Here is an 18,396-nt window from a genome sequence, read left to right as displayed (position 1 = left end):
TCTTCACTAACTGCCCGGACCGCCGGAATCCACCTTGTTCAGCACCCCGGTTTCGGGGTCCTCGGCGCTGTCGCCAGACGCCCGGTACGCGCGGCCCAGCTGTATGGCGCCGGCCGCGATGATAGCTATAAAGAGGCCGCCAAAACCGATGACGACGGCGGCAGGAAGCGCGCTGTCCAGCTGCGCCGGCGGATCCGCGACCGGTACCGTGGCCCGGGGCAGGGTGGGCTGCGCCGCCGCGGACTCGGCAGGACCAGCCGGCGGAGGCGTGGGGGTGGCGAAGTTGCCGCGGCGGTGGACACGGATCCAGTCCGAGATCGACCCGAGCGGGTTGACCTTGGTCTCCGCGACTTCGTCCTTCAGCGCGGCCTCGGCGTCCAGCACGCCGAAACCGTACAGCGGATCCTTACCGGGTGCCCCGGCGTCCTTAGCCGTGGAAACGATCCTGTTGATGACCTGCTCGGCGGTCATCTCCGGCCACCTGGAGCGGATGAGGGCTGCCACGCCGGAGACGATCGGTGTGGCTCCCGACGTGCCGGCCCATTCCGCGTAGCTTCCGCCGGGTAGCCCGCCGGCGAGCTTTTCAGCCGGTGCCGCCACGCCGATGCTGATGCCCTGCGATGAGGAGTCGACGCTGGCCTGCCCTTTGAGGTCCAGTCCGGCAACGGTGAGCACACCGGGGATGGTGGCGGGTGCACCCACCTGGACGTTGCCGCCGAGCCGGTTGCCGGCCGCGGCCACGATCACCACGTCTTTTTGCTCTGCGTACAGGAATGCCGCGTCCCAGGTCTGCGGCCACTCCGGGGACGTGCTGCCCAATGAAATGTTGATCACTTTGGCCCCGTTGTCCACCGCCCAGCGGACAGCCTCGGGAATCTGGTCCTGGTCGGTCTTGCCGCCGGGGTTCTCGGAGCCGAGCCATGTGGAGACCGCGAGGATCTGGGCTTCGGGGGCAACGCCGATGATGCCGTCGGACCTGGTCTTCGAAGCTGACGGTATCGGCGACGGCTTGGCGCTGGCCGTTGACTTCTTAGGCGGCGCTTCGTGGCCCCGTCCGGCCAGCATCGTGGCCACCAGCGTTCCGTGCTCCGGCTTGGCGCCGATGCTTTTCTGCCCGTCCGGTGTTCCCGCCCCCGAGACGTCATGGCCGCCGGCAATGGCGCCCTTGAGGTCCGGGTGGTTGCCGTCCACACCGCTGTCGATGACAGCGACCTTCACGTCGGCACCCTTGGAGATCTCCCAGGCTTTGGTGATGCCGGCTTCCTTGAGCCAGTATTCCTTGTCTCGCCAGGTGTCGGCCTGCGCTGCCGGGGCTGTTGCGATTGCTGCTGCAGCGACGCCGCCGGCCAGCGCCGCCGACAGCAGAGCCGAAACCGTCCGGCGGAACCGGGCTGTTGCTCTGGTCATTCACGATCCAATACTCGGTGGGCTGGTGCCTCGTTAGCTGACACTCAGGGCAATTCCGTCAAGAATATCGTGTTCGCTGGCCGTGGCCGTAATGACCTCTCCTGCGGTAAGCTCGCGCATCCTGGTCAGGATGCGCCGCCAGACCAGGGCACCGGCGCCGATTACGTCGACGCGGCCGGGGTGCATGTAGGGCAGCGCTGCCCGCTGCGCCCGGGTCATGGCGAGCAGGCTGCTGGCTGCCTCCTCGATGGCTCCAATGGACAGCTCGGCCCCGTGGATGGCGGCCGGCAGGTACTCCGGCAGCTTCAGCGCATGCGCCGTTATGGTGGTAACGGAACCTGCAACGCCGACGACGGCGGTGCTGCGTTCCAGCGGAACGTCCAGTCCCGCTTCGGCGATCGCGGCGTCGACGTCGGCCTCCGCGGCGGCGATCTGTTCAACGGTGGGGGGATCGCTTGTGAGGTGGCGTTCGGTCAGCCTGACGCAGCCGATGTCCACTGACTTCGCGGCGATCACGCCGTTCTGGTCTCCCAGGACGAATTCCGTGCTCCCGCCGCCCAGGTCCACCACGAGTACGCGGTCAGCATCGGACATCGGCAGCACGCTGCTGGCCCCCGCGAATGAGAGTGCCGCTTCCTCGTCGCCTGAAATCACTTCCGGCTCGACGCCTAGGAGGCCACGGATGCCGTCCACGAAGACCTGGCGGTTACGGGCATCACGGGTGGCGGACGTTGCCACGAAGCGGACTTTCTCAGCCCGGTACTCGCGGATCGTCTCGGCGTAGTCAGCGGCGGCCGCGAAGGTACGCTCCAGGGCTTCGGGAGCCAGCTCGCCCGTGGCGTCCACACCCTGGCCCAGCCGCACAACGCGCATTTCCCGCACGATGTCGGTGAGTTTTGTCGGGCCGTTGCCGCGGTCGATGTCGGCGATCAGCAAGCGGATGGAATTGGTCCCGCAGTCAATGGCTGCAACTCTGGTCATTCGCTGGTCTCCTTCCTGGACTTCCGGACCGGAGCCGGCCGCCCCACGATGGCCGGCAGGCCCTGGGGCCCGTGCCGGCTAAGATCCCTGGACGGGGCTTCGCCCTCGGTGTCCCACGCGCCGTCGCAGTAGCAGCGGTCGGCGGTCCACCACTCGCCGATGGCCGCGATGGCTTCGTCGCCGAGAGGATTCACTCCGTGGCCGGCAGCGAGCGAGTGCCCCACGAGCACATGAAGGCACTTGACCCGGGTGGGCATCCCACCGGCGGAGACGCCATCGATTTCGGGGACTTCGCCGATGCCGGACCGGCCCCCTATCTCGGCGCGGGCCAGCAGGTATGCCTCATGGGCGGAACGGTACGCCGCGGCCAGCGGTTCGTCCGCGGCGAGGCGGTCGTTCATCTCATTCATGAGACCGGCTGCCTCAAGCCGCGACACGGCGGACGTGATTACCGGATGCGTCAGGTAGAACGTAGTGGGGAACGGCGTCCCGTTGCTCAGCCGCGGAGCCGTGGCCGCCACGAGGGGGTTGCCGCACACGCAGCGCGCCGGGATCTCCACGACGTCACGGACCGGCCTGCCCAGCTGGCGGCTCAGCACCTCCAGGTCGCGTGCCGAGGGTCGTCGGGATTCCTCCGGCGCAGGTGCCGTGTTGTCGTCCACTGGCGCGGCCGTCCTTCCTGCCCGGATGTGGCTGTTCCAAAGGTGTCTGGGACAGTCCTGCGGCGGGCGCCGCTTAGTCTGTTGCCGAACGCCGGATGGACTCCCACAGGGAATCCACCCACGGCAGGTTGGCGGGGTCTTTTGCTGCTGCACCGGGCGGGCCGGCTGACTCGCCGGCCGGCAAGTCACTGCCGAACACCCAGTAGCCGGTCTCACCCGGCATAACCATGTTAATGCGGTCCCGCGCTTGCTGCTTGACGTAGTTCGGATCCTGCCAGCGTGAGACCTGCCTCTTGAGGTCGTCCTGGTCTGCCTTGCTGGCGGCAATGTCTGCTTCGAGGGCGGCGATTTCGGCGCGCTTGTCGATGAAGATCTTCACGGTGGGAGCCAGCATGATGGTGATGGCAATCATGACGACGGCCAGTGCCAGCATGCGCCCCGAAAACGCTTTGGCGGGGATGGGGTCGAGGTTTTCATCGGCTACCGAATCAGCTGACGCAGCGGATTTGCTGCCGTTCTTCCCTGGCTCCTTCGGGGAGCCGCTGCCGGACGCCGCTGCCTTCCCCACGGCAGCTGCGCTGGCCGCCGTTGCTGCGTTACCCGCTGCTGCCGTGCTGGCCACACCCTTTTCCCCGGCCGAGGTGTTCCTCGTGCCCGCTTCCCTGACCGCCCCGGCCGGCCGGTGGCCGCCGAAGTCCGCCTGGATGACATCTCCCCCGGCGGCATCTGTCTCGGGCTGCCGGGTGGCTGGGGTCACCCGGGGAACTTTGGGACGGCGGGTAGCCATGACACTCCTGTAAACGCTGGACTGATGCTTGCTTGGCCGCTGACGAGCAGCTGCCTCACCGGCAACGTCCTTAAAACAAAACCGGTGGCTACGGTCTTTCCACCATAGCCACCGGTCAGTTGTTATTCCGGCTATTAGGCCTTGAAACGCGGGAAGGCGCTGCGGCCGGCGTACCGTGCGGCGTCGTCGAGTTCCTCTTCGATGCGCAGCAGCTGGTTGTACTTGGCAACGCGCTCGGAGCGTGCCGGGGCACCGGTCTTGATCTGGCCGGCGTTGGTGGCGACGGAAATGTCGGCGATGGTGGTGTCCTCGGTCTCGCCGGAGCGGTGCGAGGTGATGGTGGTGTAGCCGGAGCGCTGTGCCAACGACACGGCGTCCAGGGTTTCGGTCAGCGAGCCAATCTGGTTGACCTTGACCAGCAGGGAGTTGGCCGTGGCGGCGTCGATGCCCTGCTGCAGGCGCTCGGGGTTGGTGACGAACAGGTCGTCGCCCACGAGCTGGACCTTGTCACCGATGGTGTCGGTGAGGATCTTCCAGCCCTCCCAGTCGTTCTCGTCCAGCGGGTCCTCGATGGACACCAGCGGGTAGTCGGCAACGAGCTCGGCGTAGTAGGCGCTCATCTCTGCGGAGCTAAGGGCCTTGCCTTCGAACTGGTAGGCGCCTTCCTTGTAGAACTCGGAGGAGGCGACGTCCAGTGCCAGGGCGATGTCCTTGCCCGGGGTGTAGCCGGCGTTGGTGATGGCTTCCTGGATGAGGTCCAGTGCCGCGCGGTTGGACGGCAGGTTCGGGGCGAAGCCACCCTCATCGCCAAGGCCCGTGGAGAGGCCCTTGGCCTGCAGTACCGACTTGAGGTTGTGGTAGACCTCAACACCCCAGCGCAGGCCTTCGGAGAAGGTCTCGGCGCCGATCGGGGCGATCATGAACTCCTGAATGTCGACGTCGGAGTCGGCGTGCGAGCCGCCGTTGAGGATGTTCATGAGCGGTACAGGCAGGACGTGGGCGTTCGGGCCACCCAGGTACTTGTACAGCGGCAGGTCAGCGGAGGCCGCGGCTGCGTTGGCGACGGCCAGGGAGACACCCAGGATGGCGTTCGCGCCGAGCTTGCCCTTGTTGGGGGTGCCGTCCAGGTCGATCATGGCCTGGTCGATGCTGCGCTGGTCAGTGGCGTCGAAGCCGGTCAGGGCCGGAGCGATCTGGTCGATGACGGCGTCAACGGCCTTCTGGACACCCTTGCCGAGGTAGCGTCCCTTGTCTCCGTCGCGGAGTTCGACAGCCTCGTGTTCGCCGGTGGAAGCACCGGAGGGGACTGCCGCGCGGCCGATCTGGCCGTCGGACAGCAGAACTTCAACTTCTACGGTCGGGTTGCCACGGGAATCGAGGATCTCGCGGGCGTGGATGGCATCGATAAGCGCCATGAATATGCTCCTTATGGTGAAGCGATTTACTGGGAAACTAGCGGAAAGACTCGACGTCCTCGTCAGGGACTAGCGTAGTCGAGAGTGGTGAACGTTACGGAAACCTATCCAGCACACGGACGTCATGATCCCGGCGGAACCTGATCCTGGTAGTGGCGGACGGCACCCCGGAGGGCCCGTTCGGCGTCGAAACCCTTACGGTGCGCAACCCCCACGAGGGCGAGGAGGAGCTCGCCGAGCTCCGCTTCGGTGGTGAAGGTTCCGGCAAGTTCAACCGGCGGACTGGCCGGCCCAACCGGCGCCTTGGCGTGCGCAGCGTGGGCCAGCCCTGCCCGGTCAGCCCGGTCCAGGGTCTTCTGCGCCCGGGCCAGGGCGGGCAGGGCTTCAGGGATGCCCTGAAAGTGGTTGGCCCGGTCGGGCTTTTCGGCCTTCTTGACGGCGTCCCACTTGAGCACAATCTCCTCGACGGTGGCCGGGAACGTGTCCTGCAGGGAGCCGTCCGGCCGGAACACGTGGGGATTGCGGCGGATCATCTTGGCGGTGATGCCCCTGACGACGTCGGTGAACGCGAAGGTGCCCCGCTCTTCGGCCAGCCGGGAGTGCAGCACGACCTGGAGCAGCACGTCCCCCAGCTCACCTTTCAGTTCCGCTTCATCCGCACCCGTCTCGATCGTCTCGGCGACCTCATAGGCCTCCTCGAGGAGGTACTCCACGAGCGAGGCGTGGGTGAGGGCGCCCATCCAGGGACAGTGCTCACGCAGAGCGGCGATCACCCGCAGCAGCTCCCCCACCCCGTCGGGCGAGTCCTTAGCCAAGGTTCGCGTAGGCGTCGTTGATGTACTCCACCAGGGCTTCCCTTTCCTCGAGCGGGAGGAAGGAGGCCTCGGCTGCGTTGAGAGTGAGTTCCAGCAAGTCATCGAGGTCGTAGTCGAAGGTCTCCACCAGGAGCTCGAACTCGTCGGTGAGGGTCACTCCGCTCATGAGGCGGTTGTCTGTGTTGATGGTCACGTTGAAGCCCAGCTGGTAGAGCATGTCCAGCGGGTGGCTCTCGATGCCTTCGCCGAATCCGGCCACAGCACCGGTCTGCAGGTTGGAGGAGGGGCAGATTTCGAGCGGGATGCCGCGGTCGCGGACCCAGCTGGAGAGGTTGCCGAGGGTCACCAGGCCGATATTGTCATCGTCTTCACCGGTGTCGTCGCTCTCGTCGAACTCCACCATGATGTCCTCGGCGATGCGGACGCCGTGGCCCAGGCGCAGGGCGCGGCCGTCCACCAGGGCGGACTGGATGCTGTCCAGGCCCGCAGCCTCTCCCGCGTGGACGGTGGCGGGGAAGTTGTTTTCAGCCAGGTAGGTGAAGGCATCGCGGAAGCGCGAGGGCAGGAAGCCGTCTTCGGCGCCTGCGATGTCAAAGCCGACGGCGCCCTTGTCGCGGTGGCGGACGGCGAGTTCCGCAATCTCGCGGCCACGCTCGGCGTGCCGCATGGCGGTGATGAGCTGGCCCACCTGGATTTCGCGGCCGCTTTCGGACACTGCGTCCACGCCTGCTTCGAGGCCTTCCTGGACGGCCTCCACCGCTTCATCCAGGGTCAGGCCCTTCTGGAGGTGCTGTTCCGGTGCCCAACGGACCTCTCCGTAGACCACGCCATCATCGGCGAGGTCTTCGACGAACTCCTTGGCCACACGGAACAAGCCTTCCTTCGTCTGCATCACAGCCACCGTGTGGTCGAAGGTCTCGAGGTAGCGCACGAGGGAGCCGGAGTTCGCGGACTCCCGGAACCACTCCCCCAGCGCGGCAGGATCCGTTGAGGGAAGGGTGTGGCCAGCAGCCTCCGCCAGCTCAATGATGGTGGCGGGGCGCAGGCCCCCGTCCAGATGGTCGTGAAGGGATACCTTGGGAAGGCTCTTCAGGTCGAAGTCAAGGGCAGGGGCGGCGTCAACGATTGGCTCAGTCACATGCCAACTCTAGGGTTGGAGGGCGTGCAACGCCAACGGCCCGGCCCTCAGCGGGCCTGTCTCAGCGGCCAGGTTCCGCATCGGCGGTAAGGGCAACAGGCAGCGCAGCGGTGAGGCGATCGGCGTCGGCAGCTTCGGAGACATTCCGGAGCGCCGCATCGGCTTCGGCGCTCTGCGGCTCCAGGACAACGTCGTTGCGTCCGAGCCGCTTGTGCCACCAGCGCAGCAGGTGGTCAATGACTATTCCCAGGATGACGGCGAAGACCACCGCGATGCCGGCTCCGAGCAGCGGATTGTGGTGCAGCAGTGGAAATGAGCTGGCCACAATGCCGATGCCGACGGAATATCCCACCCAGGTCACACACGCGAAGGCGTCCAGCAGGAAGAAGCGACGGCGCGGGAAGCCCGTGGTTCCGGCGACGTAATTGACCGCCACGCGACCCCACGGGATGTAGCGTGCCGTGAAAATCAGCACCGCACCGCGTTTCTCCAGTTCATAGCGTGCCCAGGCAAAGGCCTTCTGGACCTTCGGGCGGCGCATCCATTTCCAGCGGTTCAGGCCGATCTTCCGGCCAAGAAGGTACGCCATGTTGTCGCCGGCCATCGCACCCGCAAGTGCAGTCAGCCCCAGGATCCAGAGATTGGGCTCGCCGCTGTGCCGGGAGAAGGCCGCCAAAGCGACGATGAGCGTCTCGCTCGGCACGACCATGGCGAAGCCGTCAACGAAGAAAAACAAAAGCAAAACGGGATAAATCCACCATTGACCCGCTGCATGGAGCACGGCCTCATTTATAAACTCCACGCGGGTGTTGCTCCTCGACAATGACAAGAACTGAGAGTGACGTAAATCGCTCTTCAGTGTCGCATGGCGGGAGCATATCCGCTATGCCCCTTTCAGGAAAATCACTCTTCCGCTAATGGCTCGGGAATTCTTCCGCGCAGCTTGGTGATAACGATGTCCACGATGATGCCCAGCGCGATCGCGCAGACAATCGCGATTGCGGCCCCGAGCAGGTGGTTTTCCTCGAACCACTGGCCGAAAAACAACCCGATGGCCACCGAGTAGCTGGCCCACAGTGACGCGGACAGCACTGTCAGTCCGATGAAGCGGGTGCGGGAGTAGTGCGTGGCCCCGGCTGTCAGGTTGACCGCCACGCGGCCGATCGGCACGAACCGCGCCACGAGGATCAGCGACGCCGGCCGCTTCCGGAGTTCGCGCCCGGCCCACCGGAATGCCCGCTGCATGCGCGGTCCCCGCATCCAGTGCCAGCGCTGGATTCCCACGCCCCGGCCGATGAGGTAGGCGGTGTTGTCCCCGGTGAAGGCGCCCAGCGCCGCGATCGCCATGAGGAGCCATGGATTGGGGACGTCCGCCGTCGCCGCGACGGCGGCCAACCCCACCACGACGGATTCGCTCGGGATGGGCGGGAAGAACCCGTCAATGAAGCAGCAAGCCAGGACTATGAACAGGACCCAGGGCTGCCCCGCGGCCGCGAGGATGAAGTCGTTGATGGCCTGCACGGCGCTATGCGATGCGGTCGATGATGAGCTGCTGCCCCGGGCGCGACCCCTCCGGAGCAATCGTGAATGCTTCCTCGAGTGCTTCTTTGGCGCGGGCAAACTTCTCCGGGGTGTCCGTCAGCAGGGTCACGAGCGGCTCCCCCGCCCGCACAACCGCCCCCGGCTTCGCATGCAGGCGGACGCCGGCGCCTGCCTGCACCGTGTCCTCCTTCCGTGCGCGGCCTGCCCCGAGGCGCCAGGCCGCCACGCCCACAGCCAAAGCGTCCAGCTCCACGAGGACACCGTCGGCCGGAGCGTAGATGGTCTCCGACTCCTTCGCCACGGGCAGCTTCGCCCGCGGATCTCCGCCCTGGGCTGCAATCATCCGGTTCCAGACGTCCATCGCGCGGCCATCCTTGAGCGCGGCTGCAGGGTCGGCGCCGTTGACCCCGGCACACCCCAGCATCTCCTCTGCCAGCCGGACGGTCAGTTCGACGACGTCTTCCGGACCGCCGCCGGCCAGCACCTCCACAGACTCCTCCACCTCGATGGCGTTGCCCGCGGTCAGGCCAAGGGGCGTGTTCATGTCGGTCAGGAGGGCAACCGTGTTCACCCCCGCGTCCTTGCCCAGGGCCACCATGGTCTCTGCCAGTTCGCGGGCGCGGGCCTCGTCCTTCATGAAGGCCCCACTGCCCACCTTGACGTCGAGCACCAGGGAGCCGGTGCCTTCGGCGATCTTCTTGCTCATGATGGACGAAGCGATCAGCGGGATGGCTTCAACGGTTCCGGTGACGTCCCGGAGTGCATACAGCTTCTTGTCGGCGGGGGCCAGGCCCGCACCGGCGGCGCAAATGACTGCGCCGACGTCCTGAAGCTGGGCCAGGATTTCCTCGTTGCTCAATGCGGCTCGCCAGCCGGGGATTGACTCCAGCTTGTCCAGCGTTCCGCCCGTGTGCCCGAGCCCGCGGCCGGAGAGCTGGGGCACCGCCACTCCGAACACCGCCACAAGGGGCGCCAACGGAAGGGTGATCTTGTCCCCCACACCGCCGGTGGAGTGTTTGTCGCTCGTGGCCTTCACCCCCCCGTCGGGGCGCCGGAGGCTGGAGAAGTCCATCCGCTCACCCGAGGCGATCATGGCGGCGGTCCAGCCGGAAATCTCGGACCGGTCCATGCCATTGAGCAGGATGGCCATGTTCAGCGCGGCCATCTGCTCGTCGGCGATGACACCCCGCGTGTAGGCGTCGATGGTCCAGTCGATCTGTTCGGGGCTCAGGACACCCTTGTCACGTTTAGTTCGGATGACGTCGACGGCGTCAAACGGCTCGCTGTTCTGGGTCACCGGGTTTCCTCCAGGTGTTGGGGACCAAATGCGTCAGGCAGCACCTGGTCCATGGTTTTGATTCCGTGCGTGGTCATGAGTTCCATGCCGGGTGCCCGGAATTCGTACAGCAGTTGGCGGCAGCGCCCGCACGGCATGAGTACGTTGCCGCCCCCGTCGACGCAATAGAACGCCCGCAGGAGTCCGCCGCCGGTCATCCGGAGATTGCCCACCAGCGCGCACTCCGCGCACAGCGTCAGGCCGTAGCTGGCGTTTTCCACGTTACAGCCGCTCACGATCCGTCCGTCCGCGGTGAGCGCAGCCGCCCCCACCGGGAACTTCGAGTAGGGGGCGTAGGCGTTTCTCATGGCACTGACGGCAGCCGCCTTCAGGGCCGGCCAGTCGACGTCGGCCTGGCCGGCCGTCGCTCGCGGGGGCGCCGGAATTTCCTCCATGGCCGTCAGCCCTTGACGTACGGAATGCCGCTGGCTGCCGGCGGCCGCGACCTGCCGACGAGCCCCGCCACCGCCAGGACAGTCACCAGATAAGGCAGCATGGCCATGAACTGGCTGGGCACCGGGGTTCCGATGATGGTCACGATGCTTTGCAGGTTGTCCGCGAAACCGAACAGCAGCGCGGCGAAGAACGCACCGATGGGGTTCCAGCGCCCGAAGATCAGGGCAGCCAGCGCGATGAAGCCGCGCCCGCCGGAGATCTCCTTGGTGAAACTGTCGATCGCCACCAGCGTGAAGAAGGAGCCGCCGATCCCGGCAACGGCGCCGCCAAGCGTGACATTCCAGAAGCGTGTGGCGTTCACCTTGATGCCCATCGTGTCCGCGGCCTGCGGGTGCTCACCGATTGCGCGGACCCGCAGGCCCCATCTGGTCTTGTACAGACCGATCCACACCACGATCACCGCGATATACATGAGGTAGCCGACCGCGGACTGTTTGAACAGGATGGGCCCGAGCACCGGGATGCTGGACAGCACCGGGATGTCGATGATGGGCAGCCTGCCCGGGGAATTGAACGCTGCCTTGTCGGCCTGCATCACCGTGCTGAACAGGAAGCCCGTCAGGCCCGAGACCAGCACGTTCAGGACCACGCCCACGATGATCTGGTTGACAAGGTATTTGATGCTGAACAGGGCCAGGACCATGGAGACCACGGCGCCCGCCACCGCAGCCGCCAGCAGCCCGACGAAAGGATTCCTGGTCATCGTGGCCACCATGGCCGCCGTAAAGGCGCCTCCCAGCAGCTGGCCCTCAATGGCGATGTTGATAACACCCACCCGTTCGCACAGGACGCCCGAGAGCGAGCCGAACACGAGCGGCACCGCCAGTGTCACCGAACCGGCGATCAGGCCGGCGAGGGAGATGCTCGGCGTTCGGGCACCGCCAACGACCCAGATGAGGAAGGCGGCCACGAAGAGCACGATGAACGTGACGGGCAACCAGCGGGGCGCGGCCTGGTCCTTGGTCTTGAGGTAGACGGCGTAGGCTGCCAGGCCCAGCATCAGGACCGACAGGACGATGCCGCCCAGGAACCCCGGGACCTCCAGTGCCGGCAGCTGGAAGAAGTCCCCGCTGGAGGAGAGACCGAAACGTGCGGTCTGGTTGGGCCCCATGAGGCCGAAGAAGATCAGGGCCAGGACACCGAAAACGGTCAGCAGGACGGGGGTCTTCCAGGTGACCGGCTTCGCCGATCTTGCCGATTGGCGCCCGTCAGCGGGCTGCGGGGTTCCCGGCTCCCTTTTTCCCGGCCGGGGCGACGTTGCTGTCGTGCTCATGCTGCACCTCCGGTGGTTGCCGCCGCCTTGGACTTCGCTGCGGTTGGCTGCTTCTTGCGCCGCGGGTTCAGCCCGAAGACCGCCCGCACCAGCGGCGGAGCCGCTATGAACAGCACAATCAGCGACTGGACCACGAGCACGATGTCGATCGGCGTTCCGGTCTGGATCTGCATCTGCACTGCTCCGGCGCGGAAGGCGCCGAACAGCAGGCCGGCCGCAAAGGTTCCCCACGGCGTCGAACGTCCCAGCAGCGCCACGGTGATGGCGTCAAAACCGTAGGTGGCCGCGACGCCGTCCGTGAGGACCTTCTCCGTACCGGCAACCTGCGCCACTCCGGACAGGCCGGCCAGGCCGCCAGCGATGGCCATGGCCAGGACCGTCGAGCGGGACACGTTGATGCCTGCGGTCTGTGCCGCCTTCGGGTTGGCCCCGACAGCCCGGAACTCAAAGCCCACAGTGGAACGGTTGAGGAGCCACCACACGAAAACCGTGGTGGCGATGGCCAGCAGGAAGCCGAGGTGGAGCCGGTACTGGCTCCCGAGAATCTGCGGGTACACCGCGCTGGGGTCCAGGATCGGGGAAATCGGGTTGGACTCCCCCGGCCGCTGGAACGCCGGCGTGTTGAGCAGATACCTCAGCAGATACAGGGCGATGTAGTTGAACATGATGGTGAGGATGACCTCATGGGCTCCGGTCCGGGCCTTAAGGTAACCCACCAAGCCGCCCCAGAAGGCCCCGCCGATGATTCCGGCCACGAGGACCAGCAGCAGGTGCAGGCCCACGGGGAGGTGCAGGGCGAACCCCGCCCACGCTGCAAGAATGCCGGCCATGATGATCTGGCCCTGTGCACCGATGTTGAACAGTCCGGCCCGGAAGGCCAGGGCAACACCGAGGCCGGCGGTGATCAGCGGCGTGGCGATGGTGAGCGTTTCCAGCAGCGGGGCGAACTGCCCGCCGATTCCCGCACCGCTGGGGTTGAACACCGAGCCCTGGAACAGCGCCACGTAGGACCGCGTGGCCGCATTCCAGACCGCGGACAGGAAGTCGGTGGGGCGGGCCAGCAGGTACGTGGCTGTGGTACCCACCTGCTTGTCCGTGAACGCGATCAATAGTCCGCCGAGAATCAACGCGAGCAACACGGCAAGCACGGACACCATGCCGCTTCCGGTGAAGATCCTGCGCGCCAGGGTCTCCGGGCCGCCCGGAATCTTGCCGCTCTGGGCCGTTGCCGGCACCGCCGAGGGTTCCATGGCTCCGCCGGCCGTGTCCAGCGACACCACTGCTGCGGTTTCCTCGTCAGCCGGTTTCGGCACGTGGTGCTGGTCGGGGTGCTTGCCGTGGTGCTTGTCGCCACCGGGGCCTGCGGGGTTACTGCCGGGGTCTTGTGGCTGGTTCTGGTCAGTCAAGGTCGCCTCCTTCGGCGTGGGAGGGGGACACCGGTTCCTGCCTGCTGTGCGGAGCAGCGGGGTGATGGGTGGCATCAGCGTGAGCCTCGTCGGGTGAAAGCCCTGCCATCATGAGGCCCAGGACGTCGCGGCCCGTTCCGGCGGGCACGATGCCCACGAGTTTGCCCTTGTAGAGCACGGCGATGCGGTCGGCGAGTTCCATCACCTCGTCCAGTTCCGTGGAGACGATCATCACCGGGGTACCGGCGTCCCGTTCCGCCACGATGCGGCGGTGCAGGAACTCGATGGAGCCGACGTCGACACCGCGGGTGGGCTGCGAGGCAATGAACAGCCGCAGCGGCCGCGAGAGCTCCCGGGCCATCACCACTTTCTGCTGGTTGCCGCCAGAAAGCGTTCCGGCCGCCGCGGCTGCCGAGGGCGCGCGAACGTCAAATTCGCCGATCCTCGAGTTGGCGTTCTCCAGGACCTTGGCCGGGCTCATGCTGATGCCCTTGGCGAAGGGAGCCTTGTCGTAGAGGTCGAGCACCAGGTTTTCGGCTACCGAGAAGGTTCCCACCAGGCCGTCCACCTTGCGGTCTTCCGGGACAAAGCCGACGCCGGCGTGCAGCACTTCCTTGACGCTGCGGCCGAGGAGTTCCTTTCCGTCGAGCAGGATGGAGCCATGGACCCGCTCCTGCAGGCCCAGGATCGCCTCCGTGAGTTCGGTCTGGCCGTTGCCCTGGACGCCGGCGACGGCGAGGATTTCGCCCCGGGCGATGCTGAAGCTGATGCCGTCAACAGTGTGGTGGCCGTTCGGCGCGATGACGGTCAGGTCCTTGACCTCGAACGTGGTTTCCTGCGGCTTGGCCGGCGCCTTGTCCAGGGTGAGGCTCACCGCGCGGCCCACCATCATCGAAGCCAGCTCCGTGGTGGCGGTGCCGGGCTCGGCGGTGCCCACCACCTTGCCGCGGCGGATCACCGTGATGGTGTCCGAAATGGCTTTGACCTCGCGAAGCTTATGGGAAATGAAGACGATAGATGTGCCGCTCTGCTTGAGCTGGCGCATGATGTCCAGCAGTTCGTCGGTCTCCTGGGGCGTCAGCACCGCCGTCGGCTCATCCAGGATCAGTACTCTGGCGTCGCGCACGAGCGCCTTGATGATTTCCACGCGCTGCTGGACGCCCACCGGAAGGTCCTCCACGAGGGCGTCGGGGTCGACGTCGAATCCGTAACGGTCCGAGATCTCCCGGATCTTGCGGCGGGTGTCGTCAAGGTTCAGGAGCCCGCCCGCTTTGGTGGACTCGGCGCCGAGCGCTACGTTTTCCGCCACCGTGAACACTGGCACCAGCATGAAATGTTGGTGCACCATGCCGATGCCGGCCGCCATGGCATCTCCGGGGCCGCGGAAGCTCACTGGTTTGTCGTCGATGAGGATTTCACCGTCGGTGGGCTCGTACAGCCCGTAAAGGACATTCATCAGGGTGGATTTTCCGGCCCCGTTTTCGCCCAGCAGACTGTGGATCTGTCCGGGTTCAACAACCACGTCTATGTGATCATTGGCGAGCAGGGAGCCGAAGCGTTTGGTGATCCCCTTGAGTTCAAGTTTCAAAACTCTGACCAATCTCGTTGCGTCCGGAAGTGCAGGCCGGACGGGATATGTGGCTGCAGGACCAGCCTAGTGCCTGCAGTCATGGGTGGGCCGGACATCGCGCCATCAAAAGCGGCCCAACGAAAAGCGCCACCTCCCGTGCAGTCAATGACCATCCGGGCGGTGGCGCTTAGCGGAGGAAGTTACGCCTTGGGGCTGGCGGCGGACTCAACCTTCAGCTTGCCGTCGACGATGTCCTTTTTGATCTGGTCCAGCTCGGTCTTGATGTCGGCGGGAACAGCCGAATCAAGGTCGTGGAAGGGGGCCAGCTGGACACCCTCATTCGCGAGCGTGCCGACGTAGGGCTCATTGCTGAATTTGCCCTCCTTGTCTTCCTTGACGACAGTCTCCACGGCAGAGCCCATCTGCTTCATGACAGACGTAAGCATGATGTCCTTGTATTCCGGGGCGGTAAGGAAGCCGTCGGAGTCGACCCAGATGAGCTTGACGTCCTTGCCTGCGGCCTTGGCTTCCTTCAGCGCCGCACCGGCACCCTTGCCCACCGGTCCGGCAACGGGCATGACGATGTCTGCCCCCTGGTCCAGGAAGTTCTGGGTGAGCTGCTTACCCTTGTCCTGCTTTTCGAAGTCGCCGGTGAAGCTGCCGTCCTGCTTGGCCTTGTCCCAGCCGAGGAGCTTGACGTCCTTGCCCTTCTTCTCGTTGTAGTACTTCACGCCGTCGGCGTAGCCATCCATGAAGATGGTGACGGTGGGGATCTTGACGCCGCCGAACGTGGCAACAGTTCCGGTCCTCGAGGTGGCCGCGGCCAGGTAGCCGGCCATGAACGCAGCCTGCGCCGTGTCGTAGATGATGGGCTTGACGTTGGCAATCGGCTTTGGGTAGCCGAAGTCGATGATGGCGAAGTGGCTGTTCGGGTTGGCTTCGGCCTGCTTCTTGGTGGCGTCGCCGAGGAGGAAGCCCACAGTCACAGTGAGGTCGCAGCCCGCGGACACCATGGCGCGCAGATTCGGATCGTAGTCGTTGTTGGTCTTGGACTCGACCTGGCGGACCTGAATGCCAAGATCCTTCTCAGCCTTCTTGAGTCCCTCGTAGGACGACTGGTTGAACGACTGGTCGTCGAATCCGCCGGAGTCAGACACGATGCAGCCGCTGTAGTCACTGGCCGTGGCCGTGGGGCTGCCTGCTTCTGGTGCAGGGCCACATCCGGTCAGCAGCAGGGCCGCCGCCCCAACGGATGCCATGCCCGCCACTGAACCGCGCTTAAGTGAACCGCGCTTGATGTTTGCAAGCATTGAGTTCTTCAAATTTCCTCCAGGAAGAAAGAGAGGGGCGCCACGACGGAGAGTCAATGAGTGTCCGTTTCTAATGCTCCACACTGAAATTCTGTTTTCACTGATGGTTTCGCAGCACTGCGCTAAAGCGCCTTATGCAAGCCACTTTAGTGGCCTGCACCACGCCCGGATAACACTTCCATGGCGGAAACTGAAGATTGTTGAGAACTTGTTACCTACGAGTAGGTGCTAGATGCGGACCAGCATCTTTCCGGTGTTCGCACCGTCCAGCAGATCCATGAAAGCCTGCGGCGCGTTCGCGAGACCGTCCACCACGGTTTCGTCGTAGGAGACGGTGCCGTCGGCCAACCAGCCGGCCATGAGCTCTGCAAACTCGCCGGCGTACTGCCGGTAGCTGCTGACGAGAAATCCCCTCAGCGTAAGCTGCTTGCCGATCGCCAGGGCAAGGTTCCGCGGAGCGGGCGGCGGCTCCGTCGAGTTGTACTGCGCGATGGCGCCGCACATGGCCACGCGCCCGCCGACATTCAGCACGGACAACGCCGCCTCCAGATGCTCCCCGCCCACGTTGTCGAAGTAGACATCGATCCCGCGGTCACCCACGGCAGCTTTGAGCTGGTCCCGGACTGGAGCGTCGCGGTAGTTGAAGGCAGCGTCAAAGCCGAGCTCCAGGAGGCGTGCCACCTTCTCCGGAGAGCCGGCGCTGCCGATCACCCGGGATGCGCCCATGGCCTTGGCGATCTGCCCCACCAGCGATCCGACGGCCCCGGCAGCACCGGAGACAAACACCGCGTCGCCGCCTTTGAACCCGGCCACCTTCAACAGGCCGGCGTAGGCGGTGAGCCCGGTCATGCCCAGCGCGCCGAGGAAGGCTGACGCAGGTGCAAGGTCAGTTCGCGCGGGGGTGGATGCGCTGGCGTCTACCACCGCATACTCCCGCCAACCGAGATGATGAACGACGACGTCCCCCACCTTGCGGTCGGCGGCCCGCGACGCGATCACCTCACCCACCGCCCCGCCGTCGAGCGCTTTATCCAGCGCAAAGGGCGCTGAATAGGATTTGACGTCGTTCATCCGGCCGCGCATGTACGGATCTACCGAGATGAAGAGGTTTCGGACCAGCACCTGCCCGTCCCGGAGTTCCGGAAGCGGACTTTCGGCCAGCCGGAAGTTCTCCGGGGCCGGGCGGCCCACGGGACGCGATGCCAGCTGGATTTCGCGGGTTGCTGCGGGCAACGCCAGGGACTGGATGCCGCTCACGCTGCGAACTCCACGAGGGTCAGCGCCACATCCATGTTGCCGCGGGTCACGTTTGAGTAGGGGCAGATCCGGTGCGCCTTGGCCATGAGCGCCTCAGCGTCAGTCCGGTCCAGTGCCGGCAGGGCGATCTCGAGTTCGGCCGCAAGACCGTAGCCTTCACCGCCGTCGAGGGCACCGAAATGGATCTTCGCCGCCACGGCAGAGTCCGTGAGGTCGGCGCGCTCCTTGCGGCCCACCACCCGGAGGGCGGAATGGAAGCAGGCGGCGTAGCCGGCGGCGAACAGCTGTTCAGGGTTGGTGCCCTGGCCGCTTCCGCCGAGTTCCACGGGGCTGGCCAGGGTCACGTCCAGCTTCCCGTCCTTGGTGCGCGCGGAGCCGTCGCGGCCTTCGCCGGAAGCGAGGGCTTCGGCAGTGTAGAGAGTCTTCAAGATTGGTTCCGTTCTGATGGGTTCGGCAGTCCGCCTGGTGCGGTGTCGATGTCAATGGGGTCGGGATTAAGGCCCGACTGGGCGTCAATGCGAATCGTGCAGGGCGGCAGTCAGCTTGCCCAGGGTTTCACGGAGCTGGTCAAGCTCCCGGGGGCTCAGCCCGGCGGCGTCGGCGAGGCGCTCGGGAATGCCGGAAGACCTGCTGCTGAGGGCTGTTCCCTCCGCTGTCAGATGCACGGCCACCCGGCGCTCATCTTCTGCGGACCGGCGGCGTTCCACCAGGCCCATGGCTTCGAGCCGCTTGAGCAGGGGCGACAGGGTGCCGGAGTCGAGCCCCAGCTCCTCCCCCAGTTCCCGCACGCCGCGCGGTTCGTTTTCCCACAGCACCAGCATCACGAGGTACTGGGGGTAGGTCAGGCCAAGGTCATCCAGCAGCGGCCGGTACACGGCGGTTGCCGCCCGGGACGCTGCATAGAGCGCAAAGCACACCTGGCGGTCAAGGCGGGGAGCGTCGGTCATGACTGAAACGATAGCCCACAATTGAATTGTGCACAACTTACTTAAGGCAAAAAATAAGCGCGAGCTGGCAGCTAATGCCCTCAAAACGGGGATT

18 protein-coding genes are annotated in these 18,396 nt (G+C 65.6%); all 18 read right to left on the bottom strand.

Going from position 1 to position 18,396, the window contains the following annotated elements; genetic code table 11:
• Positions 1-6: 6 nt before the first annotated feature.
• On the bottom strand, positions 7-1,407 hold the full coding sequence (locus AC5RUM_RS05115; RefSeq protein WP_494033939.1) for a S8 family serine peptidase: 1,401 nt from the start codon (positions 1,405-1,407) through the stop codon (positions 7-9).
• 33 nt (positions 1,408-1,440) lie between these two features.
• Positions 1,441-2,388, bottom strand: coding sequence for a Ppx/GppA phosphatase family protein (locus AC5RUM_RS05110; protein WP_494033938.1), 948 nt, complete (start codon positions 2,386-2,388; stop codon positions 1,441-1,443).
• Positions 2,385-3,050: a DUF501 domain-containing protein gene (locus tag AC5RUM_RS05105; RefSeq protein WP_494033937.1), complete on the bottom strand. Its 666-nt coding sequence runs from the start codon at positions 3,048-3,050 to the stop codon at positions 2,385-2,387. Before AC5RUM_RS05105 ends, AC5RUM_RS05110 begins: the two co-directional genes overlap by 4 nt.
• Positions 3,051-3,123: 73 nt before the next feature.
• Complete coding sequence (locus AC5RUM_RS05100) at positions 3,124-3,837, bottom strand: FtsB family cell division protein (protein WP_494033936.1); 714 nt, start codon at positions 3,835-3,837, stop codon at positions 3,124-3,126.
• A gap of 134 nt (positions 3,838-3,971) precedes the next feature.
• Positions 3,972-5,252: a phosphopyruvate hydratase gene (gene eno, locus AC5RUM_RS05095; protein WP_400578162.1), complete on the bottom strand. Its 1,281-nt coding sequence runs from the start codon at positions 5,250-5,252 to the stop codon at positions 3,972-3,974.
• Between the two features lie 122 nt (positions 5,253-5,374).
• Positions 5,375-5,992, bottom strand: a complete 618-nt coding sequence (locus AC5RUM_RS05090; RefSeq protein WP_494034204.1) for a MazG nucleotide pyrophosphohydrolase domain-containing protein — start codon at positions 5,990-5,992, stop codon at positions 5,375-5,377.
• Positions 5,993-6,059: 67 nt separating this feature from the next.
• Entirely contained in the window at positions 6,060-7,205 is a 1,146-nt protein-coding gene (locus AC5RUM_RS05085; RefSeq protein ID WP_494033935.1) for an adenosine deaminase, read from the bottom strand.
• Between the two features lie 61 nt (positions 7,206-7,266).
• Complete coding sequence (locus AC5RUM_RS05080) at positions 7,267-8,007, bottom strand: DedA family protein (protein ID WP_494033934.1); 741 nt, start codon at positions 8,005-8,007, stop codon at positions 7,267-7,269.
• A gap of 101 nt (positions 8,008-8,108) precedes the next feature.
• Positions 8,109-8,726, bottom strand: coding sequence for a DedA family protein (locus AC5RUM_RS05075; protein WP_494033933.1), 618 nt, complete (start codon positions 8,724-8,726; stop codon positions 8,109-8,111).
• A 4-nt stretch (positions 8,727-8,730) separates the two neighbouring features.
• Entirely contained in the window at positions 8,731-10,044 is a 1,314-nt protein-coding gene (locus AC5RUM_RS05070) for a thymidine phosphorylase (protein WP_494033932.1), read from the bottom strand.
• Positions 10,041-10,478 (bottom strand): cytidine deaminase, encoded by a 438-nt coding sequence (locus AC5RUM_RS05065; RefSeq protein WP_494033931.1) that lies wholly within the window; start codon positions 10,476-10,478, stop codon positions 10,041-10,043. The genes AC5RUM_RS05070 and AC5RUM_RS05065 overlap by 4 nt, the downstream gene beginning before the upstream one ends.
• A gap of 5 nt (positions 10,479-10,483) precedes the next feature.
• Entirely contained in the window at positions 10,484-11,812 is a 1,329-nt protein-coding gene (locus AC5RUM_RS05060) for an ABC transporter permease (protein WP_494033930.1), read from the bottom strand.
• Complete coding sequence (locus AC5RUM_RS05055; protein ID WP_494033929.1) at positions 11,809-13,218, bottom strand: ABC transporter permease; 1,410 nt, start codon at positions 13,216-13,218, stop codon at positions 11,809-11,811. Before AC5RUM_RS05055 ends, AC5RUM_RS05060 begins: the two co-directional genes overlap by 4 nt.
• Positions 13,211-14,806 (bottom strand): ABC transporter ATP-binding protein, encoded by a 1,596-nt coding sequence (locus AC5RUM_RS05050; RefSeq protein WP_494033928.1) that lies wholly within the window; start codon positions 14,804-14,806, stop codon positions 13,211-13,213. Before AC5RUM_RS05050 ends, AC5RUM_RS05055 begins: the two co-directional genes overlap by 8 nt.
• 182 nt (positions 14,807-14,988) lie before the next feature.
• On the bottom strand, positions 14,989-16,098 hold the full coding sequence (locus AC5RUM_RS05045; RefSeq protein ID WP_494033927.1) for a BMP family lipoprotein: 1,110 nt from the start codon (positions 16,096-16,098) through the stop codon (positions 14,989-14,991).
• A gap of 228 nt (positions 16,099-16,326) precedes the next feature.
• Positions 16,327-17,355, bottom strand: a complete 1,029-nt coding sequence (locus AC5RUM_RS05040) for an NADP-dependent oxidoreductase (protein WP_494033926.1) — start codon at positions 17,353-17,355, stop codon at positions 16,327-16,329.
• Complete coding sequence (locus AC5RUM_RS05035; protein ID WP_494033925.1) at positions 17,352-17,783, bottom strand: organic hydroperoxide resistance protein; 432 nt, start codon at positions 17,781-17,783, stop codon at positions 17,352-17,354. The genes AC5RUM_RS05040 and AC5RUM_RS05035 overlap by 4 nt, the downstream gene beginning before the upstream one ends.
• A gap of 84 nt (positions 17,784-17,867) precedes the next feature.
• Positions 17,868-18,302: a MarR family winged helix-turn-helix transcriptional regulator gene (locus AC5RUM_RS05030; protein WP_494033924.1), complete on the bottom strand. Its 435-nt coding sequence runs from the start codon at positions 18,300-18,302 to the stop codon at positions 17,868-17,870.
• Between the last annotated feature and the right edge of the window lie 94 nt (positions 18,303-18,396).

It is taken from the genome of Arthrobacter sp. B2060, assembly GCF_059090445.1.
Note: the sequence above shows the minus strand (reverse complement) of the source record. Positions and strands in the feature narration are given on the sequence as shown.